Origin of the sequence: Pelistega sp. MC2 (genome assembly GCF_900099475.1) — a bacterium.
GTDB classification, from domain to species: Bacteria; Pseudomonadota; Gammaproteobacteria; order Burkholderiales; family Burkholderiaceae_B; genus Taylorella; species Taylorella indica.
In genome coordinates, this window is sequence record NZ_LT628276.1 from 29,382 (window position 1) to 52,555 (window position 23,174).

Annotated in this window: 26 protein-coding genes and 7 pseudogenes; 4 read left to right on the forward strand and 29 right to left on the reverse strand. The window is 39.1% G+C overall.

Features of this window, described 5'->3' with window-relative positions; genetic code table 11:
• Positions 1 to 122: 122 nt before the first annotated feature.
• From BQ4443_RS10550 to BQ4443_RS12810, 24 genes and pseudogenes are all read right to left on the reverse strand, one after another.
• Entirely contained in the window at positions 123 to 2,555 is a 2,433-nt protein-coding gene (locus BQ4443_RS10550; protein ID WP_071059030.1) for a type VI secretion system Vgr family protein, read from the reverse strand.
• A gap of 261 nt (positions 2,556 to 2,816) precedes the next feature.
• Positions 2,817 to 3,740 carry a hypothetical protein gene (locus BQ4443_RS10555; RefSeq protein WP_071059031.1) on the reverse strand — a complete coding sequence of 308 codons (924 nt, stop codon included), beginning with the start codon at positions 3,738 to 3,740 and terminating at the stop codon, positions 2,817 to 2,819.
• A gap of 324 nt (positions 3,741 to 4,064) precedes the next feature.
• Positions 4,065 to 5,357 (reverse strand): RHS repeat domain-containing protein, encoded by a 1,293-nt coding sequence (locus BQ4443_RS10560; RefSeq protein WP_371128787.1) that lies wholly within the window; start codon positions 5,355 to 5,357, stop codon positions 4,065 to 4,067.
• A gap of 71 nt (positions 5,358 to 5,428) precedes the next feature.
• Positions 5,429 to 5,923, reverse strand: coding sequence for a DUF2750 domain-containing protein (locus BQ4443_RS10565; RefSeq protein WP_176752472.1), 495 nt, complete (start codon positions 5,921 to 5,923; stop codon positions 5,429 to 5,431).
• Positions 5,907 to 6,383, reverse strand: a pseudogene (locus BQ4443_RS12705) (polymorphic toxin type 8 domain-containing protein); the annotation flags it as partial. The pseudogene BQ4443_RS12705 and the gene BQ4443_RS10565, both read right to left, overlap by 17 nt.
• A 200-nt stretch (positions 6,384 to 6,583) precedes the next feature.
• Entirely contained in the window at positions 6,584 to 7,174 is a 591-nt protein-coding gene (locus tag BQ4443_RS10575; RefSeq protein ID WP_071059034.1) for a DUF8184 family protein, read from the reverse strand.
• Between the two features lie 39 nt (positions 7,175 to 7,213).
• Positions 7,214 to 8,764, reverse strand: a pseudogene (locus BQ4443_RS10580) (RHS repeat domain-containing protein); the annotation flags it as partial.
• Positions 8,765 to 8,848: 84 nt separating this feature from the next.
• Positions 8,849 to 9,322, reverse strand: coding sequence for an SMI1/KNR4 family protein (locus tag BQ4443_RS10585; protein ID WP_071059036.1), 474 nt, complete (start codon positions 9,320 to 9,322; stop codon positions 8,849 to 8,851).
• On the reverse strand, positions 9,315 to 9,575 hold the full coding sequence (locus BQ4443_RS12480) for an HNH/ENDO VII family nuclease (RefSeq protein WP_176752473.1): 261 nt from the start codon (positions 9,573 to 9,575) through the stop codon (positions 9,315 to 9,317). The genes BQ4443_RS10585 and BQ4443_RS12480 overlap by 8 nt, the downstream gene beginning before the upstream one ends.
• Before the next feature lie 88 nt (positions 9,576 to 9,663).
• The gene (locus BQ4443_RS10595; protein WP_071059038.1) at positions 9,664 to 10,320 is read right to left on the reverse strand and encodes an imm11 family protein; all 657 of its coding nucleotides are present in this window, start codon (positions 10,318 to 10,320) and stop codon (positions 9,664 to 9,666) included.
• Positions 10,317 to 10,661, reverse strand: a complete 345-nt coding sequence (locus BQ4443_RS12800; RefSeq protein WP_071059285.1) for an AHH domain-containing protein — start codon at positions 10,659 to 10,661, stop codon at positions 10,317 to 10,319. Before BQ4443_RS12800 ends, BQ4443_RS10595 begins: the two co-directional genes overlap by 4 nt.
• Positions 10,662 to 10,706: 45 nt before the next feature.
• A pseudogene (locus BQ4443_RS12805) lies at positions 10,707 to 10,823 on the reverse strand (RHS repeat-associated core domain-containing protein); the annotation flags it as partial.
• Positions 10,824 to 10,940: 117 nt separating this feature from the next.
• Positions 10,941 to 11,786 carry a YwqG family protein gene (locus BQ4443_RS10605; RefSeq protein ID WP_023949579.1) on the reverse strand — a complete coding sequence of 282 codons (846 nt, stop codon included), beginning with the start codon at positions 11,784 to 11,786 and terminating at the stop codon, positions 10,941 to 10,943.
• A 35-nt stretch (positions 11,787 to 11,821) separates the two neighbouring features.
• Complete coding sequence (locus BQ4443_RS12485) at positions 11,822 to 11,992, reverse strand: hypothetical protein (RefSeq protein WP_176752474.1); 171 nt, start codon at positions 11,990 to 11,992, stop codon at positions 11,822 to 11,824.
• 48 nt (positions 11,993 to 12,040) lie between these two features.
• The gene (locus BQ4443_RS10610; protein ID WP_071059039.1) at positions 12,041 to 12,325 is read right to left on the reverse strand and encodes a hypothetical protein; all 285 of its coding nucleotides are present in this window, start codon (positions 12,323 to 12,325) and stop codon (positions 12,041 to 12,043) included.
• 28 nt (positions 12,326 to 12,353) lie between these two features.
• Positions 12,354 to 12,554, reverse strand: coding sequence for a hypothetical protein (locus BQ4443_RS12350; protein ID WP_143000605.1), 201 nt, complete (start codon positions 12,552 to 12,554; stop codon positions 12,354 to 12,356).
• The gene (locus BQ4443_RS10615) at positions 12,535 to 12,927 is read right to left on the reverse strand and encodes a hypothetical protein (protein ID WP_023949748.1); all 393 of its coding nucleotides are present in this window, start codon (positions 12,925 to 12,927) and stop codon (positions 12,535 to 12,537) included. Before BQ4443_RS10615 ends, BQ4443_RS12350 begins: the two co-directional genes overlap by 20 nt.
• Before the next feature lie 812 nt (positions 12,928 to 13,739).
• On the reverse strand, positions 13,740 to 14,288 hold the full coding sequence (locus BQ4443_RS10625) for a hypothetical protein (RefSeq protein WP_023949751.1): 549 nt from the start codon (positions 14,286 to 14,288) through the stop codon (positions 13,740 to 13,742).
• A gap of 18 nt (positions 14,289 to 14,306) precedes the next feature.
• Positions 14,307 to 14,666: an AHH domain-containing protein gene (locus BQ4443_RS10630; RefSeq protein ID WP_071059041.1), complete on the reverse strand. Its 360-nt coding sequence runs from the start codon at positions 14,664 to 14,666 to the stop codon at positions 14,307 to 14,309.
• Between the two features lie 143 nt (positions 14,667 to 14,809).
• Positions 14,810 to 15,622 (reverse strand): hypothetical protein, encoded by an 813-nt coding sequence (locus tag BQ4443_RS10635; RefSeq protein ID WP_071059042.1) that lies wholly within the window; start codon positions 15,620 to 15,622, stop codon positions 14,810 to 14,812.
• 48 nt (positions 15,623 to 15,670) lie between these two features.
• Positions 15,671 to 15,958: pseudogene (locus tag BQ4443_RS10640) on the reverse strand (hypothetical protein); the annotation flags it as partial.
• A gap of 167 nt (positions 15,959 to 16,125) precedes the next feature.
• Complete coding sequence (locus tag BQ4443_RS10645; RefSeq protein ID WP_143000607.1) at positions 16,126 to 16,545, reverse strand: hypothetical protein; 420 nt, start codon at positions 16,543 to 16,545, stop codon at positions 16,126 to 16,128.
• A 13-nt stretch (positions 16,546 to 16,558) separates the two neighbouring features.
• Positions 16,559 to 16,945, reverse strand: coding sequence for a hypothetical protein (locus BQ4443_RS10650; protein WP_048767591.1), 387 nt, complete (start codon positions 16,943 to 16,945; stop codon positions 16,559 to 16,561).
• Positions 16,946 to 16,965: 20 nt separating this feature from the next.
• Positions 16,966 to 17,997 carry an RHS repeat domain-containing protein gene (locus tag BQ4443_RS12810; RefSeq protein ID WP_371128788.1) on the reverse strand — a complete coding sequence of 344 codons (1,032 nt, stop codon included), beginning with the start codon at positions 17,995 to 17,997 and terminating at the stop codon, positions 16,966 to 16,968.
• Positions 17,998 to 18,275: 278 nt separating this feature from the next.
• Here BQ4443_RS12810 and BQ4443_RS10660 point away from each other — a divergent pair.
• The 4 genes and pseudogenes from BQ4443_RS10660 to BQ4443_RS12710 all read left to right on the forward strand — a co-directional run.
• Positions 18,276 to 18,587, forward strand: a pseudogene (locus BQ4443_RS10660) (transposase); the annotation flags it as partial.
• A gap of 78 nt (positions 18,588 to 18,665) precedes the next feature.
• The gene (gene tnpB, locus BQ4443_RS10665; protein ID WP_083331814.1) at positions 18,666 to 19,058 is read left to right on the forward strand and encodes an IS66 family insertion sequence element accessory protein TnpB; all 393 of its coding nucleotides are present in this window, start codon (positions 18,666 to 18,668) and stop codon (positions 19,056 to 19,058) included.
• A 275-nt stretch (positions 19,059 to 19,333) separates the two neighbouring features.
• Positions 19,334 to 19,771, forward strand: a complete 438-nt coding sequence (locus BQ4443_RS10670) for an IS66 family transposase zinc-finger binding domain-containing protein (RefSeq protein WP_256331036.1) — start codon at positions 19,334 to 19,336, stop codon at positions 19,769 to 19,771.
• A pseudogene (locus tag BQ4443_RS12710) lies at positions 19,761 to 20,243 on the forward strand (transposase); the annotation flags it as partial. The gene BQ4443_RS10670 and the pseudogene BQ4443_RS12710, both read left to right, overlap by 11 nt.
• 67 nt (positions 20,244 to 20,310) lie before the next feature.
• Here the strand turns inward: BQ4443_RS12710 and BQ4443_RS10675 are convergent.
• From BQ4443_RS10675 to BQ4443_RS10695, 5 genes and pseudogenes are all read right to left on the reverse strand, one after another.
• A complete protein-coding gene (locus BQ4443_RS10675) occupies positions 20,311 to 20,730 on the reverse strand; it encodes an Imm44 family immunity protein (protein ID WP_071059047.1) in 420 nt (139 codons plus the stop codon).
• Positions 20,731 to 20,907: 177 nt separating this feature from the next.
• Positions 20,908 to 21,210: a hypothetical protein gene (locus tag BQ4443_RS10680; RefSeq protein WP_071059048.1), complete on the reverse strand. Its 303-nt coding sequence runs from the start codon at positions 21,208 to 21,210 to the stop codon at positions 20,908 to 20,910.
• A 65-nt stretch (positions 21,211 to 21,275) separates the two neighbouring features.
• On the reverse strand, positions 21,276 to 22,088 hold the full coding sequence (locus BQ4443_RS10685) for a hypothetical protein (protein ID WP_071059049.1): 813 nt from the start codon (positions 22,086 to 22,088) through the stop codon (positions 21,276 to 21,278).
• Between the two features lie 48 nt (positions 22,089 to 22,136).
• Positions 22,137 to 22,733 (reverse strand): annotated as a pseudogene (locus BQ4443_RS10690) (RHS repeat-associated core domain-containing protein); the annotation flags it as partial.
• 8 nt (positions 22,734 to 22,741) lie between these two features.
• Complete coding sequence (locus BQ4443_RS10695) at positions 22,742 to 23,170, reverse strand: DUF4265 domain-containing protein (RefSeq protein WP_071059051.1); 429 nt, start codon at positions 23,168 to 23,170, stop codon at positions 22,742 to 22,744.
• Between the last annotated feature and the right edge of the window lie 4 nt (positions 23,171 to 23,174).

Sequence of the window (23,174 nt, forward strand, 5' to 3'; positions counted from 1 at the left end):
GCAATTAGAATAGAACTTTTGAATTCACAAAAATCTATTTTCATCAATAGTCTGAAGATTGTTTTCGTTATCTGTGCATCAGCTTTTAAATATTTGGCTACTCCGAATTTAATTTCTATCTATTAGATAATAATAGATAGAGCTTTTTTCACCTTTTTGAACATCCCCGTTTCAGCTTTAATTGCCGCTTTTTCGTTTTTTGCCACGACCTTGACCTTATTCACAAAACCCTTCACATCCTTGAGGGCAGCCTTGTGCTTATCACTCAAATACGCACCATTCTTAGCGAGGCCATTTTCTCTTTTAAAGCCAAAAATACCATGAGCCAATCCCGTTTGCTCCGTTTTGGTTGCATTAGTTGAGCCGTTATAAGTATAAAATTGATGCTTTATTTTAGCCACATCCAAAAAATTGGTGGATTTCATACTTACTTTTGGTGCCGTAAATTTAATATTTCCTGTTGCCGTTACATCCCACGACGCCCCCAACGTATCCGTTATCGCACCATCATAATTTCTTGTGCTCGTTCCCGTAACATGATCGGTTAAATTACCATTAATTGTCCTTTTAGTTGGACCATTGATGGTCTGTGTATATTGAGTTTTATATGTTTCAGTTACACCAGCAGTAACTGTTTCATCACGAGCACCTGTCACCTTAATAGTATCATTACCACCAATCGTCTCTTCATGATTACCATCAATGGTTGTTTTCTGATTACCACCAACCTTAATAGTATCATTACCACCAATCGTCTCTTCATGATTACCATCAATGGTTGTTTTCTGATTACCACCAACCTTAAAGGTATCATCAGAGGTCACTTCGATTTTTTGCGTGCCAGTCACTTTCTCTTCACGGCTCGCATTAAAATCACCTTTTTCAAAGCCGTCAATGACCGTTGTTCTACTGCTATGTACGGTACGTTCTTCGGTATTATCAACGGTTGTTTTAAGATTATTTTTAATATGCTCGGTACGATTATTTCCCACCGTAATGGTTAAATCATGCAACACATTCACAATCATATCGTACTGTGCACGTAAATCAACTAACTCTTTACCTAACTGGTCAATGAAAAGCATGTGATTTTCTGTGCTAGAGTCGCCGTACACTGACTGTGTTCTAAAGCCACTAATATTCGCTTCTGCTGGCAAATTAACTGGCGGCATATTATTTTCATTATAAACACGTCCTAAAATAATTGGACGGTCTGGATTTCCCCCAATAAAATCCACCACAACCTCATCATTAATACGAGGCAATTGCAAGCCACCAAAACCACCACCAGCCCAAGGGCTAGATACACGAATCCAACATGAGCTATTTTCATCGCTTTTACCATCTCTATCCCAATGGAATTGGACTTTTACACGACCATATTTATCCGTATAAATTTCTTGCCCTGCTGGACCCACTACTTTAGCTGTTTGTGGGCCATAAGTTTTAGGCTTAGGTGTATTTCGTTCTGCACGGAATTGAATATTTGCCGGGAAACAAGAGAATGTCGTCACAAATTTGTCTTTACGATCCGTTCCCGTAGAATATCCTGCAACAGCCATATCATGAGAGGCTTTAAAAATCAGATATTTTTTATTTTCTTTCACAAAAGGATGATTATGCAAACGGAACGTATATCCTGGGACTACTGATCGAACTGTTGTGGTCGCAGTCGCTATTTCTTTTAAATAGGCATATTCTTGTAAACGCAGCGCTGAGTAACTATCTCCATGATCTAATTCTTGATAGCCACCAATCCACTCATATACTTCAATGGTGTCTTGTTCACCATGCTTGTCACCCTGTGCCATAGCATCAAGAGAAACACTTGGCTTACGGAAATCATAATCCACTGTAGAATAAAGTGATGGCTGAGTATCACTACTACGCTGCCATTTCGTCACAATCTCTTCATTAGACTCCACATGGGATTGCTGGTCATTGTACTTAAAGACATCATACATAGGATAAGATTTATGAGCCGCCAAATCATCTGTAACGACCATCACATGATGACCTTTTTTATGCTCAAACCAATAATAGAGCCCCTCATGCTCCATCAAACGACTAATAAAATTAAACGTTGACTCATCATATTGGACACAATATTCCCATTCTCTATGACTATTAAAAAGACGCAAGTCAGCTTCAATACCATAACGATCAAATACGTCTTTTAAGATATCTGGTACGGTTTTATGTTGGTAAATTTTGTAGCTTTTATCTTTGGTTAATGCCCAAAGTTGAGGTCTCACTGTAGCCTTATAGATGTAGTACTGCGAGTTAGGCATTTCACGCCCAACTAATTCCAATTTAAAGATACGCCCATTTAAGAAACGAGGTATTTTATGATACTGCTCAATCTGAATAGAAATCTTACTTCCTATCAAAGAGTGAATATCAAGGGTTGAGGTTTTTGCAACTAACTCTACTTCAAATTCAAAAAGTGTTGAAAGACCTTCTTTTCCTTTTAGACTCAGAAAAAACAAAACACCTGGCAATGCCGTATGTGCAACGATAGGGCGATTAAAGCCTAAACTAGCTGGGATATCCATACAAAATCATTCCATAAAATTTGAGACAACTATAGTCGAACGCCAGTCACTATAACAAACTTATATGTCATCTAAATGACTGATTTATGACGATTTTTCACCAAAACAGTGAAAATATAAGGCTCTTTTATGGCTAATAGAAAGTATTTAAAGGCTTTTCAACGCTTTTTTTAATTTATCTTCTCATCATTAATTGAGTAAAAAACTAGGGTTTATCCCTATTAAATAGTCGTTTAATATTCATCAACAACAAGCAAATTTTTAAAAATCTAGCACTTTAACTACTGTCGGATTGTCTGGTAAATATAATATTTCCACTTCCCCTCGTTGTAATTTATGCAAGTCTGTCAGTAATACGATTTGTTTATAGGTTGTACTTATTTGCTGTAACTTATCATCCTCAAATGAGATAGTGAAGCTAATTTGAGGTTGTTCATTAATAAAAGTGCCCGTTTGGTGATAGTCCTCAAGTGTCGCACTGGTTTTTTTGCCATACAGAATAAGTTGATCAATGGACTGACTTCTTCCCATCCTTGATGCAAAACCCATTACGTTAAATATAAACAATGCTCCCAATGGTATTAATATCCATGGATGTAATAGACTTAAGTATTGAATACTAAACTGCCCTGATAGCATGGATGTCCAATAAGCGAATGTGACCAAGGCATAACAAAGGGTAAATAACCAGAATAACACGCCAAACATTAATGAATGGGTGCTCGTTTCGGCACCCTCAACAATTAATAGTGGATGCCCCCCCTGAGAATTTAAAAACACATCAATAACGCGACCTTTATCAAAGCGCCTCATCGTTGGCTGTGTATCCTTAAGTTCAACATAAGTCGTTACATCAGTACCTTGAAAATTAGGAAAAGACACTAAAATTTTAATCAGCTGATAATCAGATTTTTCTTGTAAAAGTATTTTGCTTAAGACTTCTGCCTTTACTTGTTTTCCATGTTGGCGAACGGACTGGCTTTGTTTAATCGCAGTTAAAGGAGCAAAAATAAACTTTTTGGCTATATATCCTAAATAAAGTAACCATGCGACGATACCGATACCTAACGCCATTTGAGCTACTAATGGTGATGAGCTCCCCCCACCAATAAGCATAACAAAAAATAGAGGGAAAATATAAATAAAAAAACAAAGATAGGCAAACCAGAAATAGGATAATTGCATGTTAATACTTATGTCTCAATAATTAAAATAAAATTTTTAAGTGCTTTCCTATATAGTCTAAATCACAATAATGACTAAAATATAACAACATCATAACAGCGTCCATCTACAAGCACATATTGATTAGTGAACTAGCTAATCTTTTCTTTATATAAATAGACCGTTATTTTACTTTAACCTAGTTTTGATAAAAACTCTGTTACTAGTAATGTATATCATGATAGTTTCATTTTAATTGTGTAAAAATTCATGATCCTGAACTACATAAAAACTTTTTTAGGTGTTAACTAATTCTTACATGCCTTGGTTGAGTTAAATCAGTAGCTAATGCACGAATTCGTTGTTGCTTGCCTGCATAACTTCTAGCCCCCACGGATCGACCCACTCCACTGGGTTCGGAGCGTATTGATAGAGGTTAATCCCTCCCATCAACCCTATCGGGTCTTGGCTGATAAAGCGACCTAGCTCTGGGTCATAATACCTAAACGTATTATAATGTAGCTCACTCTCCTCATCATAGTACTGCCCTTGGAAACGGTGGTTATTCACCACACCCTCTTTCACCTCTCTAGGCTCCACATAGGTCTCTCCCCATGCCTTGGACTCGGCCTCCCACACCACCTCTTGGGATTGGTTCAGCAATAGTTGCGGCGTGCCTATCTGGTCACACACATAGTGATATAGTTTAGGGGGAGAGGCTGAGGCTTCTCGTGGAGCCGACTCAGCCCCCCATGCCATCGGGCTAATATGCTCTGTCTCGCCTGTGCTGCTATTGATATACTGGGCTAACGGAACAAAGCTACCGTCTTCATATACGTACTGCACATCTCTGGCTAGTGCGACTCCCTGTGTCGTAGAAAGATTCGTTGCATTGGCTGTGCGCAACGGCTCTTCAGAGGCAACACTTAACCCCTCCCAGTCATACAACGTTTGGCTGACCACCCGATGATGCTCTCCCGATTCCACTCGCTTGGCTATACGTCGCCCAAACGCATCATAGAGGTACTCCGTGCGTAAGCTCTCCCGAGCTCCACCTTGCCATCCACTCTGCCGTAATTGGTTATGCGCATCCCATTGGAAGGTCTGTATCCCTTTGAGCCCCTCTTTACGCGTCATATTCCCACGCGCATCATAGCTAAAGTGTATCCCCGCTATCCCTTTTAACAGATTACCAACGACACTTGACACCCCTGACGGTAACGTACTCAATGGCGTATCACCAGACGAGCTCTGGCTAGTTTTACTTAGTATATTATGTGCCGGGTCAAAGCTAAAACGCTCCTCACCGAGTGGACCATTGGCCTTAAGCAAACGTCCGATGGGATCATACTGATAGCTAAGCTCTCCCTTACGACTATCCTTAATCCCTGTTAATCGATTGGCGCCGTCGTAGTCATAGACTCGTTGCAAGACGGTTTGTTTAACATATTTACCTGTTTGCGTATGTTGTTGACTGAGTCTGCCGGCTATATCGTACTCAGTGCTCTGCATCAAATCGTTTGCCCAGTGTCGCTTCACTTCTCGGTGATTACTATCACGCTCCACATCAATCAAGCGCTCTTTATCTAGCAACATCCCATGCAGGTGTCCTGATCCATAGCGCAGATAGTCCACCACACGACCATCGGGACGCGTCGTCGTTATCAGATTGGATAATTCGCTTGACAGACACCGTTATAGACTTGAATTCAATTATTGTTCAATGACGATATATACTCCTTTAACTCTTCTAAGTCTTTGAAATTCTTGAACTCAATATTAATTAGATTTTGCTCTAATTGCTGAATAAGGTCCTCCGCAAGTTCTAAAGAAGTTACTTCTTTACCAAACATATGTTGGTCAAAATTTACCCCTACAATTACACCATCAAAAAACATGCCTAAGCACCAATTCTCTATGAACTCTTCCAAGGGAATAACCTTAAGCTTAAAGTTTTTCCAACCCTCTTTTTTGTGATAACTAGCCAATGCTTCTGAAGACCAAACACATAAGACAGGAGCTTCATTACCCTCTTCATCTAAAAAATGTAATGAGGTACTCAAGGCACTTTCACCCTCACCCATAAGAGTAAAAACCCTTTTTGATTGAGCCACCGATTCAATAAAACTTATATATTGACCAGCAATATCGATCGCATTTTTTAGCATAAGATCACCTTTCCTATCATTAATTACATCTGACATTTCCTCCCCCTTCTTGACGAGACTTGATAATTTCATCTCTACTTTTACCCCCTGCCTTTCCAGAACCTTCACGTGGTTGTAAACCACCACCCTTATCAAATCTATGTTGAATCTTATGATTTCTTTTGAAATTTAAATCAGTGTATGTGTAATCAAAACCTTTCGCATTTTCATATCCTCGCCAATGCGCCAAATCATATCCTAGTGGCACTCTAATCCTCTTTTTAGTTCCCTTTATTCTATTTAACTCCTGTTGAATCCAACCTCTAATATGCTTTGGAGCTTTAACATCATTTAGTAAAGCTCTTAATCTCTGTTGCTTACCTGCTGTACTACGGCGCCACCCCCACGGATCGACCCACTCTACTGGGTTCGGCGCATACTGGTACACATTTATCCCTCCCATCAAGCCGATCGGGTCTTGGCTGATAAAGCGTCCTAGCTCTGGGTCATAATACTGACCTTGGAACTAGAGGTGTTAACCAGTGAGAAATATCACGATCAGCCACCGACTCAGGATAATACAGCCTACTAGGCAAAGGAATTTATCTATGCCCCATCAGCAGCATGCATTGCGTATTACGTGAGGAGACGGAAGATATCAACCCAATCCGAGTTTATGCTGAAAGTATTAAACTTTATCTGCAAATCAATTAATATCTAACTGAAAAAGCATTTTAAAATACGCTGTATCTCCGATTGGAGAAAAAAAGGATAAACAATTTGTGAATCAGTATTTATATTGACAATGATTTTGTCATTTTCTATTGAAACATTATGCACAAACACCGCCTCAGTCTCCGAAAGAGGGAACTGTCCGGAATATAAATTTCCGTTTTCTGCGCGTATAAGTTTAAAAAATTGAGGTTCTTCACTAGGAAGATAAGTTGACATCCTTAGAGCAACCAAAAAATCAGAGGTATACTCTATTGAAATGTTTGTTTTGCTTTTTTCCGTAAAAGTAAAAGCATTGACTATCTGTATTAGATTCTTTGTTAGTTTGTTTTCAAGAATGCTATTATCCTCTCCTGAGTAACGTTCACCATTACAATAAAACTCATACCCTTTTTCAGTAAGTTGAAAACCCCGAATAGGGACAACAAGCGGTTCTCCTAACGGTGATAAATTCATACCGAAGCCACCTAACTTCTTACTAAAACTAATACAATGGTGGTGATAAAAGTCAAACCCATAAGTAGGTTGAATTGCTATATATCCACTTTTAAAGTTCTCAATATCAAACGATTCCATAATAATTCCATAGTAAATAACACTCACATATTCAATATATTAGTTAGAAAATTTCTTTAATATTTCCCATGCCATATCTGATGTTTTTCTAGTACCTAAACCCTTATTTAAGAGACTGGATAAAGCCTCCTGAGCAGCGCGAAAGTTTTCCTTTGGAATTTTTAAATTTCCAATGACTTTGTTAGATCTAGTTTCGGGAATACTAACACTCTTTGCGCCACCACTAATTAAACTATCAAACATTTCTGCCCGACATTTACTACACATACCAATTGTCTGTTTTGAACCATCATCAAAAAAGCCTTCAATATTATCAATAACAACATCTTGATCTTTTAACTGCCCTTTTTCGTTCATCTTCTGTAAGTTTAAAATTTCTGAGTGTGTTTTTCTTGGATCATTTTTTAAATTACTCGTTCCTTTCTTTGTAGTAACTCGAGAAATTGCTCCAATTACTCTCCTTAGCCCCCACGGATCCACCCACTCCACAGGGTTCGGCGCATACTGGTACACATTTATCCCTCCCATCAACCCTATCGGGTCTTGGCTGATAAAGCGTCCTAGCTCTGGGTCATAATACCTAAAGGTATTGTAATGTAACGACGTCTCGGCATCATAATACTGACCTTGAAAACGATGATTATTAATCACCTGCTCATCTGCAGCAGTTCGGCTCATGACACGGGTTTCACCCCACGCCTTGGCCTCCGCTTCCCACACCACTTCCTGACCTTGGTTCATCAACAGTTGTGGGGTGCCGAGGTGATCGCACACATAATGATAAAGTTTCGGCGCTGCTTGAGTTTCTTCTGCTAACTCGGTCTGCCACCCCCGTGAGCTCAGTAGTTCCGCTTGTCCATCACTGCTATTGATGTATTGCGCCAAGGGCACAAACTGACCATCTTCGTAGAGATACTGCACATTCAAGGCCAAGGCCGGTGCATTCTGCCAATCACGTCCCGGATTGGCTGCATGTTTGCCCAGTTGCTGACCGATACGCTCTTCTGAGGCAATGGTTAAACCTTCCCAATCATAGAGTGTTTGTTCTATGACTGTGTGACGGTGTTCATCCACCACCCGCTTGGCAATCCGGCGACCAAACACATCATACAGATAATCGGTACACAGCTTAGGCTCAGTGGCACTGCTAAAGGACGTGCTACGTGTTAATTGATTGTGTGCATCCCAACTAAAGGTCTGAATGCCTTTGTGGCTTTCTTTACGGGTTAAATTAACACGGGCGTCGTAATCAAAATGATAGCCGCTAATGCGCTTGAGTAGATTACCAACCACCTTGGAGACACCACTCGGCAAGGTATTGTCCGGTGTATAGTGACTTGACTGAGCGTCGCTTTTACTTAAAAGATTATGCGCCGGGTCAAAGCTAAAACGCTCCTCACCGAGTGGACCATTGGCCTTACGCAAACGTCCAATGGGATCATACTGATAGCTTAACTTCCCTTTACGACTGTCCTTAATGCCGGTTAATTGATTGGCTCCATCATAGTGATAATCACGCTGCAGAATGCTCTGTTTAACATACTGACCCGACTGGATATGTTGTTGTGCCAAACACCCTAGTGGATCGTAACGATATTGACCGTATGATTCAAAGCATCAATGTGCGCCTATTCTCACTCCACCAGGCTATAGTAATAAGTCATTTCGATAAATTCACTCACAATAAAAAATTTCTAAAGAACTAACAACATCAGAAAAAAACGCATCAGTAAAAACAACTGTGCCTTCGTCATGTAAAAATCTAGCTATCTTATTATTGTTTCTACCATCAAAAAACAAAATATCTCCTTCATCATCTGCAAAAGCAAAAAAATTTGAAACATCACTCTTATCAAGTATACGACCACTATTCGTTTGCATTGATTTTCCCGCCCATCTCATCACTTCGAAATAAGAGCTAAGAATTCTGAACCATGGTCTTTCTTCTTTTGCATTCTGTATTTTCACCTTTTTCGAAAGAAAATCAATCCCACCGAACGCCCAGTCATCACTATTAAGCATTTCGTTCTCTGAACTCAATTCGGCTCTAACCCAACTCTTAAACCCACTCAAAAACTCAACATACTCTTCGGGAAGTGATAGTTGATATTCTTTCAAAAAATCTTGAACCAGATTTTTATTATTCACACTTGCCTCCTTTCGCTTGCATTTGTTTTAACCTTTCCTCCCAATAATTATTTCTATACTCTTCATACTGTTGTACTAATTTTTTGTCCTTCCTAAAAGACTCACCATTACCAATAAAAAAATGTAAATCGCCATGCAATTTTTGATGTAATGACGCACTGATTTCCAACATTGGCCCCGGTTCCTTACCAGACAGGTGATGTAAATTAACTTTTTGCCCATCCCACCCAAAAGGCGCTTTCCCATTAGACATCAACGTTATATTTGACTTCGTTAGCTCAAACAATGAATCATCTTGATAAACAACCCTACCCCCAAAATCAACTTTTCTCTTATTAAGGTTATATATTATTGTTGAACATAGGTGGCCAGAACTCCATTGGATCGTATTTAAAGCCATCCACCAACTCAGAAAATCTTATACCAATAATCCCTCTTTCTTCACATGCTACCTTAAATTTTTCAGTACAAACCTCTTGTTGTAATTCTTGACAAATAAAAAAATCAGGAAAATTTTCATCTTTTTTAATTGAAAACTTTTCTATTGAATCATAGACAGGTTCTTCAGGAAAAAACTCTTCAAAAAGTTGTTTACTCCTATCATTAGGATTCATCGCTATTGTATAGATTGAACTCACCTTATCTAAAAGAAACACTCTACCTTTTAAAAGTAAATAAAAATAAGCTTTTTCAGTTTTTTTTCCTTGTCGTAAAAAAATCTCCAAAGGAATAGCTCTATACTCCACCTCGTATTCATCTAATATTTTTAAAAAATTTTCTGATACATACATATGTCCTGAATAGTCTAAATTTAAACTACTCTCGTCCATTTTGAGTGAGTACTTAGATGTGATACGATATGCGTCAGGATTTGGATCATCAACATTCCATTCATGATCTCCTGTCCAGATATTATCTTTATAAAATTTTCCACCTACAAATGCAGGACAACCCTGACAAGTATCATCATATTCGATAAGAAACAATTTCTGTATCATATTAATCTCCCTCTTGAATCAGTTGCAAATCCACCATGAACAAGCCCACATCGAGCATTTTCCTGAATAGTTCTAATTGCAGCAAGTAGCGTATCATCATCCCATTGCTCTTTTCTTTTGTCCACTATATCAAGATATTTACTTATATCCTTGGTATACTGTTTATGGTTTGACCAATGCCCTGGTAACGGAGAGCCGTTACTTTTTAGTTTTTTTCCTGGTAATAAAATACCATTTGCCGCATCATCTCCATCCCAACCAATATTTTTTAACCGTGTAAATAAATCCTTATATCTTGGATCTCTAATTAGTTGCTCAGGAATCAAATGATGCGCTTGCATACCATCACCAGATACTTTCCCTAAGTTCTTCCCGAGTACTTTACTACTCCACCCCCACGGATCCACCCACTCCACTGGGTTCAGGGCATACTGATACACATTTATCCCTCCCATCAAACCTATCGGGTCTTGGCTGATAAAGCGTCCTAGCTCTGGGTTGTAGAGAAATTCGTTTCGGAGGTGATGCTTAACCCCTCCTTGCCTCACAGTGCTTAGCTAACCAACCGATGATGTTCACCCGTCTCACCATAATTACGGTTATACGAATGAAACAATCAATTAGTAAGACTGTAAAATCTGCCAAGCGTAATCAAAACGACCTGCTTTAAGGTCTTCTGCTCGAATCCAGAAATAAAGATTCCCATCATCTCCCCATTTCATATCTGTCTCTTCATTACTGGCTATCTGAAATAATAATTGCCAATCAAGTCTCCCTGGCGCCAACTCTGGCACTCGTGGATCATGGTATGCAGCAGATGAACCACAGTAAATACCATGCCTTACCAACTCACACTGCAACTCCATACCGTTTTGGATATTATTAGAGTGTCCTAAAAGCTTATTATCCACCACCAGTTCCAATGACTCCTGCAAATCCAGATAACGTTCATACTCATCATCTGATAATGTAGTCTGTATCAACTGACTACTGTATTCTGGTAAATCAATTTGATTAGAAAAAGTAAGTGTACAAGGTGTAAATCGTTTAATTCCAGCTGGACAAGGTCTAGTTTCTAAATTTTCAAATGAACCATCGTAAAAGTACACTCGGCTACCTACATAATCCTTCTGGTCAAAGCCCCATAGAAAGGCATCTACATCATAGAAAAAATACAAAATCCCATGTGTGGGTAACTTATTATCCTGATCAAATGGCGTCAAATCTGCACAATTTAGTTGCGCCACAAAATTTAACGGAGCACCGCTCTCCTCATTATTAAACCATTCCAGTTCGGCTGGCAAATCAGGATCTCCACCAAAACGTGATGCGCCAATTACCTGTTCATCACTTTCACCATTTAGTTCAATTACGATACTGTTTTTGGCATAATGTTGCATTTCTTCAAAGAGTTTAGTTAATCCTACATTTTCAAAAGCTATTTTTAAATCTTGTAAAGTATACATTTCAACATATTCCTTAATTAAACACTTATTAAGTTTTAACCACAAAGTGCATTTTCTTCAACAAACTCCATTGCACTATCACGCAACGCCTTTGTTTTTTCTGATGCAAAAATCTTTGCATTTTTAGGATCCCAGCCTCTATCTCCAACTAAAGCATCATAAATTCCTTGTTCCGTGTGTTTAGTATTTATATTAATATTATCCATTACTGATTGATTAGTAAGATTTCTCAAATTAGGATCTGTGTTCTGTAATTAAGTTATTCGTCTATGCATATCAGGTTCCAAGGCAATAGCCGGATTCTGTCTTGAAATTCCTTGACCTCGTTTCGAAATATGACCATTATTTTTTAGCCATGCATTTTGTAATAGTTCATCTGCCTCAAAACCATCACCAACATGAAGTTTGCTCTTATAAGGGGCAATACCAAACTCATTAATCCACCCCCACGTATCGACCCACTCCACCTCTTGGGCTTGGTTCAGCAACAGTTGCGGCGTGCATATCTGGTCACATACAGCATATCTGGTCACATACATAGTGATACTTGCTCTTGAACGCAACCTACTAGGTTGTAGTGATGTGTTGGGTTGTCTTGCGAGCCAAATTCTCAATAAATTTTAATGAACGACCCTCGGAAACATGTTCCAAATAAATTGTCTTAACACCACTTCGTCCTACCTTAGCAGATAATCCATAGCAATCATCAAGTATGACATAGGGAAAGGCGGTATTAATTAAGCGGTTGTTAGAAAAAAAGTGCCACATCAGCATTACCATAATCAATAATAGCAAAATCACTATGTCTAATCTTCATCCCTCTACCATGCTCTATGTCTTCTGATACCCAAAACTGAAGTCCAAACACCAAATCTTCTTCATCTAGTTCTGACAAAATATTTATACGCAATAATTGCCCTTCAACGCTAGGAAGTTCTTCTTTGATTCTAGCTTTCGCAGGGTCCAACCATATCCCTGATTGATCTATAAAATGCCATATTCTAAGTTGATTCTCCTCACTAATTGCCTGATAAGCAGAATCTAAATCATCCGAAATACTTAAAAATATTTGCTTCTTTTCCAGAGGAAAATCAATTAACATTTCAAAATCATTGCTCTCATTCAAAATTATTGACTGCATATATCACCTTTTAAATAATCAAATTGCACACGTAACTTTATTTAATTCATCTGCCATCTTTTTAGCTTCACTTGTTTCATATTTGACACCATGATAATTTTCAAATTCACTCACTGAACCACTGTGTGGGAAAGCCTCCTCCACTTGCTTGGCTATACGTCGCCCAAACGCATCATAGAGGTACTCCTACTCCGTGCGTAAGCTATCCCTTACAACTATCCTTAATCCCTGTTAACCAATTGGCAACAGTGATATCTGTATACTATCGTCATAGATAAGTACCAGACATCAGTTGGCAACCAAGCGTCTTTGATAAATTTTTGAATATTTTCAGATTTAATAAAAAAAAGGACATTGTCTGAGTTTTTATCGTAGAACAAGTAATCTTCGTTGTCAAAGTTAAACAATGAATAATAATTACATGGCAGATTCAACTGCTTTCTTAAAATAACTGTTAGACTTTTACTAAAATCCCTAACTTCATACGCAAATGGGTACAGCGCTCCAATTTTCCCTGTAATTTCATCATTATATTGAGTCCAAAACATAACAAAGTTACCATTGCTCCCATCAAAACCCAACTCCAGAAACTTTAATTTATAGTCCTCTTCGTATTTTGGCAAAACTTTACCCAATTTTTATCTAAAAATTTAATAAATTTTTCACAAATATTTGTAAGTCTTTTTTAAATTAAAAAAATTAATTTGATTTTTGCTACGGCTGTTTATTGTTTCTTTCTGGAGTCAACATTTAAAAGCACCTTGAAGAGTATGGCATTGATTAAATCCCGTTAAATCAAAAAGTTGAATAAATTATTGTTTAACCTCCCGAAAATCAATTTTTAAACCTTGATTTTCTACCTGTTGTTTAAACAACTCTGTAAATCCTACAATATTTTGTCTGGATGTGTTTTTAACACAATAAACAGTATTGTGAATCTCTTTCATAAATACTGGCGTTTCTACAAAAGGCTCATCTTCATCCCCTAACCACTCATCATATTCTGATTTCTCTTCATTTAAAATACTTTGAATGTTAATTATTTTCCCAATATAACAATTAATGATTTCATTACCTACCATTAGCTCTGCTTCAAAAAACTGCATTTCGTCTTTGAGTAGAAGATTCATTTTTTCATAAAAATCAGTAGAAAACACCAACAGACTATCTATGCTGTCATATTTATCAGTAAGTTTAATATTCTTAGTATTAAAACCTTCCTGTCCCCTAAATTTAGGCTTTGTATTTAATTCGCCTTCATCATATAAGAAATAAAATTTTATCTCCGTTCTATCGCGATTCATCAGCTCTATGTAAGCCTCTGAATTAAGCAGTTTACTGTAAATGGAATATAACTTCATTCTTGACTCCTTGTTCATTCAAATAGGGGATGCACAACTGTACTTGCCAGTATTAAATCCTTTTCTAAGTTTATTTTGAAGTGTTTTAACTTCTTCATCTATACGACCTTGTGACCATTTTTCACGAACAGCCTTATCCTGTAATCTATCGAGCATAGCCTTAACTTTTTCATTATATTCACGATGCTCTACCGTCCATCCTCTATGCAATCCTTTTTGAGGATTTGGATCTATACCTCTATTAACTGGCAGATACATCATATTTGTAGCATTATTTATTGATCTCCCAGAAGCTTGAAAGAATGGGTGGTTTCTTAAAGAGTAAGGTATTAGATGCTGTCTTTGATATCCTTGTATAGAAGGCATCCAACTTGGCATTCTTGAAAGGCCAAAAGGATCGACCCACTCCACAGGATTCGGGGCATATTGGTAGCTTAACTCACCTTTTTGTGACTATCCTTAATCCCAGTGAGACAATTAGTACCATTAATGTCTGTACACTATTGTTATAACTAACATTTCTAATCAAAAGATAAGCTCAAAGCTGGTCTTAGCACAGCAGTTCCATCCACTAAATCCCCTGATGGCATTCGCATTGCACATAAACACCAACCCCACTCATCAGCTTGCCAGGGCCAAAAATAAGCACCACCACCTTTAATCACATATTCACCTATTTTTATCTCAGCATTTTTATGATGACTATTCTTAAATAGGTCTCCACACCATTCACCAAAAAACAAACCAGATAGTCCATTTCCAGTTGCCTTCTTCATAAAAGATTGAGAGTCAAAGCTGAGCCACAAGTCTAATTCTCCAGCATCAGGTAAGCTGTTTCCAAAAGGAAATAATATATCTTTCCCTTGCTTGACAACCGCTTCCCACTCTACCTCTGAGAGAAATCTAGCTCCTATTGTATTAAGAAAATTGGCAGCACCTGAATAGTCAAAAAATGCAGGTGTATTATTGGACGAAAAAGGTTTTCCAATGATTTTATATGCTTCCACCTCTAGTATAGGATGTTCAGCCACGGCAAATAAATTGACTGCCATCTTAATAAAAGGTTTCATTTCTGAAAGTGTTATTGAAGGTTGTGGGCTAATTTTTAGAAGTCTATTATAGCAATCATCACTTAACCCTAAACCCGTCTGATGATGAAATATCACTCTGTAATTTAGGACGACTTCTCCAATAGCTTGTGAAATACGAGGATAATCGCTTGTCAGTGAAGATTCGTCAACAGTAAAAAGCCCTTTTCCTAAAGGCCGAATGAGCAGGGTTAAATATTCATTTCTTTCTAATAAACTTAATTGTTTCAAATTCTGTATATCCATCCAGTTTCCTTAACTGTTAGCCACTATGATTACTCTACAATAGACAAATCAAGTATCACAAACTCCAAATGTCCATTCATTATCAGTTGTCATATAAATTACTTTAATATCATTCTGTCTTGCAAAGCTTGACATAGCAGCTTGACAGCCTCTCCCTCCAGGATTACAAGGTGGTTTTTCCCCTAAAATTCTTAGAGTATCTCCTGGTTCTACTATATGGGAAACTTTATCCATAATTTTTCTTTCTGTATGGACAGCTAATTGTTCACTCCAGCTTAGCCTTCTACCTGGTGGTATATCACTTCCACTAAACTCAATACCATACCCTTTAACAAGTGTATTCCCGTTATCCCTTTTAACAGATTACCAACGACACTTGACACCCCTGACGGTAAGGTACTGAGAACATATCATGACCTTGAGCCGAATAACCATACTTGGCAAATCACATAGAATTACTTATAGCATTGTGGATATGCACTCTACACTTCCAACTAGCTAAGCTACCAACTTGTAATAGGTCTTTCTAAATCTTTCCAAAATTCCAGCAGGCTTTTATCAAAAAAATAAATCGTTCGTAAATCTTTCCATACCGTCATCCCTAATACTAGAAATGTCACTCTGAAATTATTCTCAATATAATCATAGCGAGACATCAAGGTATTTAATCCTTGTATTGAGTTCACAAGCACATCATTAAACATCACTTGATAATCTAGAATATTTTCTGTTATTTGAATCTGCGTTAATCGGTCATTATCAAATCGAATATAAAAATCTTGAAAATCGCTAAATGCTTTATTATTAGGTTTCGCTCTCGTTGGGATTCCTGTAAGTTTTGTGAACTCTTGAGGTGTCTCTCCAAAATGAAACACCCCGAGTCTTTTATACGGCAAGAAACACAATTGCGTATTTCTCAACACAATCATCTCCTCGTCATTTCTTAAGATTCAAATAATAATCATCATACGACTCTTCATAAAGTTCTTTGACACTCTCATCGTATACTAAAATCTCCGCAAATAACTTCCCTTTAAAATCTGGAATCAATGTTAGGTTATATTTAGGAAATACAAGAATATTGTCATCAACAAACGGGTTTTCTTCCTCTAAAAATGTCTCCAAATTATCAAAATTAATTTCTTTGTCGTTTAATTTAAAACCTTTAATATCTCGCACTGAAATTGTTACCAGAACCTGACGACCATTTTGCTCTTCGAATTCTAGATAGTATAGAGATTTATCAAATTCTGTTTTATCTATTTCCTCTTTACTTTGTCCTAACGTAATACCATCAAAACTATTTTTTTCAATATTAAACATTATATATTTCCTTTAAAATTTTAATTACAAACTTTACTATTCAATCTATTTCTTTCAGAATCACTAATATAACCTCGAGAAAATGCTTCTTCAATCATATCTGTTAAACCAGTGTTATATTTGGTTCCGAATTTCTTTTTAATATCTACAATATCCATTTCCATCGCATGAGAAAATCTACCAGAATCAATTAGTTTTGTTTGTGCCTGTCGCCAACGCCTTGCTTGGGTTAACGATCCCCAACTAGCTGTTTGTCTATGATCAGATGTTTCCATCCAAAGAGAAGGAACTATTCCCCGACTTAAATCGGAAATAGAGTTTCTTACAGCAGACCATGCAGGCATATGATTAACCTCACCTCCTTTTGCTAGTTGACGAACTAACCAATAAACACCTCCTTTAGAACTACTCCACCCCCACGGATCCACCCACTCCACCGGGTTCGGAGCGTATTGATAGAGGTTAATCCCTCCCATCAAGCCGATCGGGTCTTGGCTGATAAAGCGACCTAGCTCTGGGTCATAATACCTAAAGGTATTGTAATGTAACGACGTCTCGGCATCATAATACTGACCTTGAAAACGATGATTATTAATCACCTGCTCATCTGCAGCAGTTCGGCTCATGACACGGGTTTCACCCCACGCCTTGGCCTCCGCTTCCCACACCACTTCCTGACCTTGGTTCATCAACAGTTGTGGGGTGCCGAGGTGATCGCACACATAATGATAAAGTTTCGGCGCTGCTTGAGTTTCTTCTGCTAACTCGGTCTGCCACCCCCGTGAGCTCAGTAGTTCCGCTTGTCCATCATTGCTATTAATGTATTGCGCCAAGGGCACAAACTGACCATCTTCGTAGAGATACTGCACATTCAAGGCCAAGGCCGGTGCATTCTGCCAGTCACGTCCCGGATTGGCTGCATGTTTGCCCAGTTGCTGACCGATACGCTCTTCTGAGGCAATGGTTAAACCTTCCCAATCATAGAGTGTTTGTTCTATGACTGTGTGACGGTGTTCATCCACCACCCGCTTGGCAATCCGGCGACCAAACACATCATACAGATAATCGGTACACAGCTTAGGCTCAGTGGCACTGCTAAAGGACGTGCTACGTGTTAATTGATTGTGTGCATCCCAACTAAAGGTCTGAATGCCTTTGTGGCTTTCTTTACGGGTTAAATTAACACGGGCGTCGTAATCAAAATGATAGCCGCTAATGCGCTTGAGTAGATTACCTGTATGAACCCACAATAAAAGTTAGAACGATTTTTTAATACTGTTTCTACCTAAAATTGCTACTAAGAATGGGGTAGGTTCAGGGGGACTACAATGTCACGGATAAGGTGATTGATGAGTTGACCGAGTGGCAGAATCGCCCGCTAGACGCCATCTACCCTATTGTCTACCTGGATTGCATTGTGCTGAAGGTTAGAGAGAATCAACGCATCGTCAACAAGTTCATCTCTATCGCTCTTGGCGTCAATTTGGAAGGTCATAAGGAGCTCTTAGGGCTCTGGATTGCCCAGAGCGAGGGCTCACGCTTCTGGTTAGGCATACTAACGGAACTTAAGAATCGAGGCCTTGAGGATATCTTAATCGCTTGTGTGGACGGTCTTAAGGGCTTTCCTGAGGCGATTGAAGCGTAAGCGTCCGGTGAATACATGTATTCATTCCTGCTAAATTGCGCGACACTATGGTTTTGTGTATGTTAGGAGAAATCAATGCCGTCTTTAATGCGTATCGAGACCGCCCAACGAGTGGGAATTCAAGAGCAAGCGTCTAGCCTACTGGCACTAGATAAAATCATCCTGGTGAGTGAGGCGACAGATTTACGAGCGGGGATGGATACCTTGCGCACTAAGGCAATTCAGCGCTTTGGTCAGGTGGCACCTCACGAAGCCTATGTGTTTATGAATCGCACGCACACGCTTCTTAAATTACTCATGCACGATGCGATGGGGTCGTGGCTATGTGTTCGTCGACTACATGAAGGACGCTTTCACGGTGCAGGCTCACGGATGAATCCGGCACTGTCAGCAGAACAACTGCAGGCCTTAGCCTTGGGGCTGCCTTGGCATCGTTTAGGTGAAGCCGGTATCTATCGTTATTGTTAGTTTGATCGTGAGCTAAGTGGGGCGATCTTGTCAATTAGGTATTCTCGGGATCGCTTATTTTATCGGCATAAGGCATACTACGTCTTATGCCGAATTCTTTTGCTTTTCTTTCCTCTGATTTATCCCAGTTAACTGCTGAGCAGTTGCGCGAACTCGTGCTGCAACAACAAGCCTTAATTGCTCAACAAGACGCATTGATTGTAAAAAAAGCAGCACAGGTGGAAGAAAAGGATCTGGCCTATCGTCGTGTTCTGAGCGCTTACGAACAAGTGAAGATGGAGTTGGCGATCTTAAGACGCATCAACTTTGCTAAACGTAGCGAACAGCTCCCTGACCTACAAGCGAAACTTTTTGAAGATGACGCCCATGAGGATCTGGCTGAGCTAGAAACGATGTTAGACAACATCGGCCAGCAATTAACGTCCATGAGTGGTCAAGAGCACACACCTCGCACACCGTCTCGTATGCGTTTGCCGGCGGAATTGCCCTCGGTGGATATTCATTATACGTTGGAAAGCACGACCTGTGGTTGTGGTGCTGAGATGCGTCATCTTGGGGATGAGGTGAGTCAGAAACTGGATTATGTGCCCGGTACTTTTAGCGTGGAGAATCACATTCGTCCGAAATACGTGTGTGATTGTTGCAAGACCCTCAATCAAGCGCCGGTACCTCCTCACATCATTGATAAGGGGTTGGCAACGACCGGACTNTGAAGCCGTCTACCCTCAGACCAAGGTGCAGCTATGCATTGTGCATATGGTACGCAACACCATGCGCTTTGTGTCATGGAAAGATGCTAGAGCGGTCACTCAAGACCTCAGAGCCATATACCAAGCGGCTACGGAATCACAGGGCTTGGACGCCTTTGAGAAGAAGTGACCTAATTACGCACTAGCCGTGCAGTCGTGGCGCAACAACTGGCATCATGTGGCAACGCTCTTTGCTTATCCTGAGGACATCCGACGGGCGATCTATACCACCAACGCCATTGAGTCCCTTAACAGCGTCATTCGCAAGGCCACGAAGCGTCACAAGCTCTTCCCGAACGACGAGGCCGCCATGAAGGTGGTGTTTTTAGCCATCCATGAGGCAAGTAAACGGTGGACAAGGCCGATTAAGAACAGGCATCAAGCGTTAAATCAGTTTAGTATGGAGTTTAGGGAAAGCGTTCTGAACCACTTGTAAAAAATCAAGCTACACAAAATACCTTACACCCTCTCTTACACCCTCTGTCGTTATAAAAGACCCATCTTTAATTCTTTCTCATTTGCTTTTCTGCCTCCTGTAATGCTTCTTTTAAAACAACAATGTCCCCTTCAGCTACTTTCCAAGTTTTTTTCATTTTCGGATGTTCTAAACAACGATTTAAAGAATCTATAATCAGTTTTAAGCGTTGATTATAATCACCATCAAGAAAAGACTGATAATCAATTTTCAATCGGAACTCCAAAACTTTTCGTTTAATGCTACGTCGCACAATCTCTGGTAAGTCCATTGTCTTCATGATTGGCCCCTCCAACATAGCAATATAAGCCCAACGCCAATCTTTATAGGCATCAGAAAATTGTTTATCCTCTATATAGGAATTCACTATCTTTTCAATTCCTCTCACAATCTTACTGTACTCTTGCCCTACCGTATGTTCAGCCTCAGCAGAAGTCCATAATCTCATTCTACATTCTCCTCAATATTCACGTTATCTTACCAATCAGACTTATTTAATCGTGGTCGACATCCATCATGAGCTTTTTTATAGTTAAGTATTTCTGTGTGTTGCCATTGATGCATATCTTTTTTAGACCCTGATGTGACAACATCCATCGTTGCATTCTCCCCATTCAAGTAAGATTCAGAGTATCTTTTTTTTAGGACTTATTGTTTCACCATACTTTAAAATTTCATCAGTATCTCTATCTCTTAGTACATATCCATAAGTCGTTCTACTACATTGAAGACTATTTCTATGCTCATCTGCTTTCTGAGGCTTGGGACCCGGTTTTTTAGCAAATTGCCCTTTTTTATTAAAGTATAATTTCCTAGCTACACCCGCAACGACAGCGGTAACAATCTTGGCATACGCCAACCCCCACGGATCGACCCACTCCACAGGGTTCGGCGCATACTGGTAGCTGATCTCACCTTTTTGTGACAATCCTTAATCCCAGTGAGACAATTAGTACCATTAATGTCTGTACACTATTGTTATAACTAAAATTGCTAATCAAAAGATAAGCTCAAAGCAGGTCTTAGCACAGCGGTTCCATCCACTAAATCCCCTGATGGCATTCGCATTGCACATAAACACCAAACCCACTCATCAGCTTGCCAGGGCCAAAAATAAGCACCGCCACCTTTAATCACATATTCACCTATTTTTATCTCAGCATTTTTATGATGACTATTCTTAAATAGGTCTCCACACCATTCACCAAAAAACAAACCGGATAGTCCATTTCCAGTTGCCTTCTTCATAAAAGATTGAGAGTCAAAGCTGAGCCACAAGTCTAATTCTCCAGCATCAGGTAAGCTGTTTCCAAAAGGAAATAATATATCTTCCCCTTGCTTGACGCCCGCTTCCCACTCCACCTCTGAGAGAAATCTAGCTCCTATTGTATTAAGAAAATTGACGGCACCTGAATAGTCAAAAAATGCAGGTGTATTATTTGACGAAAAAGGTTTTCCAATAATTTTATATGCTTCCACCTCTAGTATAGGATGTTCAGCCACGGCAAATAAATTGACTTCCATCTTAATAAACGGTTTCATTTCTGAAAGTGTTATTGAAGGTTGTGGATTAATTTTTAAAAGTCTATTATAGCAATCATCACTTAACCCTAAACCCGTCTGATGATGAAATATCACTCTGTAATTTAGGACGACTTCTCCAATAGCTTGTGAAATACGAGGATAATCGCTTGTCAGTGAAGATTCGTCAACAGTAAAAAGCCCTTTCCCTAAAGGCCGAATGAGCAGGGTTAAATATTCATTTCTTTCTAATAGACTTAATTGTTTCCAATTCTGTATATCCATCCAGTTTCCTTAACTGTTAGCCACTATGATTACTCTACAATAGACAAATCAAGTATCACAAACTCCAAATGTCCATTCATTATCAGTTGTCATATAAATTACTTTAATATCATTCTGTCTTGCAAAGCTTGACATAGCAGCTTGACAGCCTCTCCCTCCAGGATTACAAGGTGGTTTTTCCCCTAAAATTCTTAGAGTATCTCCTGGTTCTACTATATGGGAAACTTTATCCATAATTTTTCTTTCTGTATGGACAGCTAATTGTTCACTCCAGCTTAGCCTTCTACCTGGTGGTATATCACTCCCACTAAACTCAATACCATACCCTTTAACCTTACCCAGACTATCAATAAGCTCCCAAATAGCCGTATGCTTCCACCCCCACGGATCGACCCACTCCACAGGATTCGGCGCATACTGGTACACATTTATCCCGCCCATCAACCCTATCGGGTCTTGGCTGATAAAGCGTCCTAGCTCGGGATCATAATACCTAAACGTATTATAATGTAGCTCACTCTCCTCATCATAGTACTGCCCTTGGAAACGATGGTTATTCACCACCCCCTCTTTTACCTCTCTCGGCTCCACATAGGTCTCTCCCCATGCCACCTCTTGGGCTTGGTTCAGCAATATAGATTGCGTTTGGGTTTTTATAAGTTTAGTTTTCCAGTTTCATAGTCAAGAATCCCTTGTTCACTCATAAGCTCTAAATACTCTAGAACAGATGCTAAGACATCCAAGTTATCAACTGATAACGCCATGAACTTTTCAGAGAATTTCTCTATTTCACACCCCAACTGAGTTAAATATTGAGATACTGTCACCACGAACTCATCGCTCCTCAGAAATATTACTCGAAGTGTGTTATTTGCAGAATTTTTTTCAACTTTTTTAAAATACAAAACATCATCTTTACGAACTGTAGATACTAAGTCGCCCAATGAAACTTCTTTTGTATAAAAAGGAATATTATCAATTTCAAATAAGCCATTCTGCAATTCCTTTGCCCATAAACTTTCTTCGTCAACGGGCGGATAATTATTCACTACTTCTAGTTTAAAAAAAATCTTCTTATCCATAATT

Bases quoted from the DNA above. Each gene is read 5' to 3' on its own strand.
- BQ4443_RS10635 (WP_071059042.1), bottom strand. From the start codon at position 15,622: ATGGATATACAGAATTTGAAACAATTAAGTTTATTAGAAAGAAATGAA.
- BQ4443_RS10685 (WP_071059049.1), bottom strand. From the start codon at position 22,088: ATGGATATACAGAATTGGAAACAATTAAGTCTATTAGAAAGAAATGAA.
- BQ4443_RS10610 (WP_071059039.1), bottom strand. From the start codon at position 12,325: ATGTATGTGACCAGATATGCTGTATGTGACCAGATATGCACGCCGCAA.
- BQ4443_RS12350 (WP_143000605.1), bottom strand. From the start codon at position 12,554: ATGTGGCACTTTTTTTCTAACAACCGCTTAATTAATACCGCCTTTCCC.
- BQ4443_RS10550 (WP_071059030.1), bottom strand. From the start codon at position 2,555: ATGGATATCCCAGCTAGTTTAGGCTTTAATCGCCCTATCGTTGCACAT.
- BQ4443_RS10575 (WP_071059034.1), bottom strand. From the start codon at position 7,174: ATGGAATCGTTTGATATTGAGAACTTTAAAAGTGGATATATAGCAATT.
- BQ4443_RS12800 (WP_071059285.1), bottom strand. From the start codon at position 10,661: ATGCAAGCGCATCATTTGATTCCTGAGCAACTAATTAGAGATCCAAGA.
- BQ4443_RS10605 (WP_023949579.1), bottom strand. From the start codon at position 11,786: ATGTATACTTTACAAGATTTAAAAATAGCTTTTGAAAATGTAGGATTA.
- BQ4443_RS12480 (WP_176752473.1), bottom strand. From the start codon at position 9,575: ATGTCTAATGGGAAAGCGCCTTTTGGGTGGGATGGGCAAAAAGTTAAT.
- BQ4443_RS12485 (WP_176752474.1), bottom strand. From the start codon at position 11,992: ATGGATAATATTAATATAAATACTAAACACACGGAACAAGGAATTTAT.
- BQ4443_RS10695 (WP_071059051.1), bottom strand. From the start codon at position 23,170: ATGGATAAGAAGATTTTTTTTAAACTAGAAGTAGTGAATAATTATCCG.
- BQ4443_RS10675 (WP_071059047.1), bottom strand. From the start codon at position 20,730: ATGAGATTATGGACTTCTGCTGAGGCTGAACATACGGTAGGGCAAGAG.
- tnpB (WP_083331814.1), top strand. From the start codon at position 18,666: ATGCCGTCTTTAATGCGTATCGAGACCGCCCAACGAGTGGGAATTCAA.
- BQ4443_RS10595 (WP_071059038.1), bottom strand. From the start codon at position 10,320: ATGATACAGAAATTGTTTCTTATCGAATATGATGATACTTGTCAGGGT.
- BQ4443_RS10625 (WP_023949751.1), bottom strand. From the start codon at position 14,288: ATGAAGTTATATTCCATTTACAGTAAACTGCTTAATTCAGAGGCTTAC.
- BQ4443_RS10615 (WP_023949748.1), bottom strand. From the start codon at position 12,927: ATGCAGTCAATAATTTTGAATGAGAGCAATGATTTTGAAATGTTAATT.
- BQ4443_RS10630 (WP_071059041.1), bottom strand. From the start codon at position 14,666: ATGCCAAGTTGGATGCCTTCTATACAAGGATATCAAAGACAGCATCTA.
- BQ4443_RS10565 (WP_176752472.1), bottom strand. From the start codon at position 5,923: ATGTCAGATGTAATTAATGATAGGAAAGGTGATCTTATGCTAAAAAAT.
- BQ4443_RS10650 (WP_048767591.1), bottom strand. From the start codon at position 16,945: ATGTTTAATATTGAAAAAAATAGTTTTGATGGTATTACGTTAGGACAA.
- BQ4443_RS10555 (WP_071059031.1), bottom strand. From the start codon at position 3,740: ATGCAATTATCCTATTTCTGGTTTGCCTATCTTTGTTTTTTTATTTAT.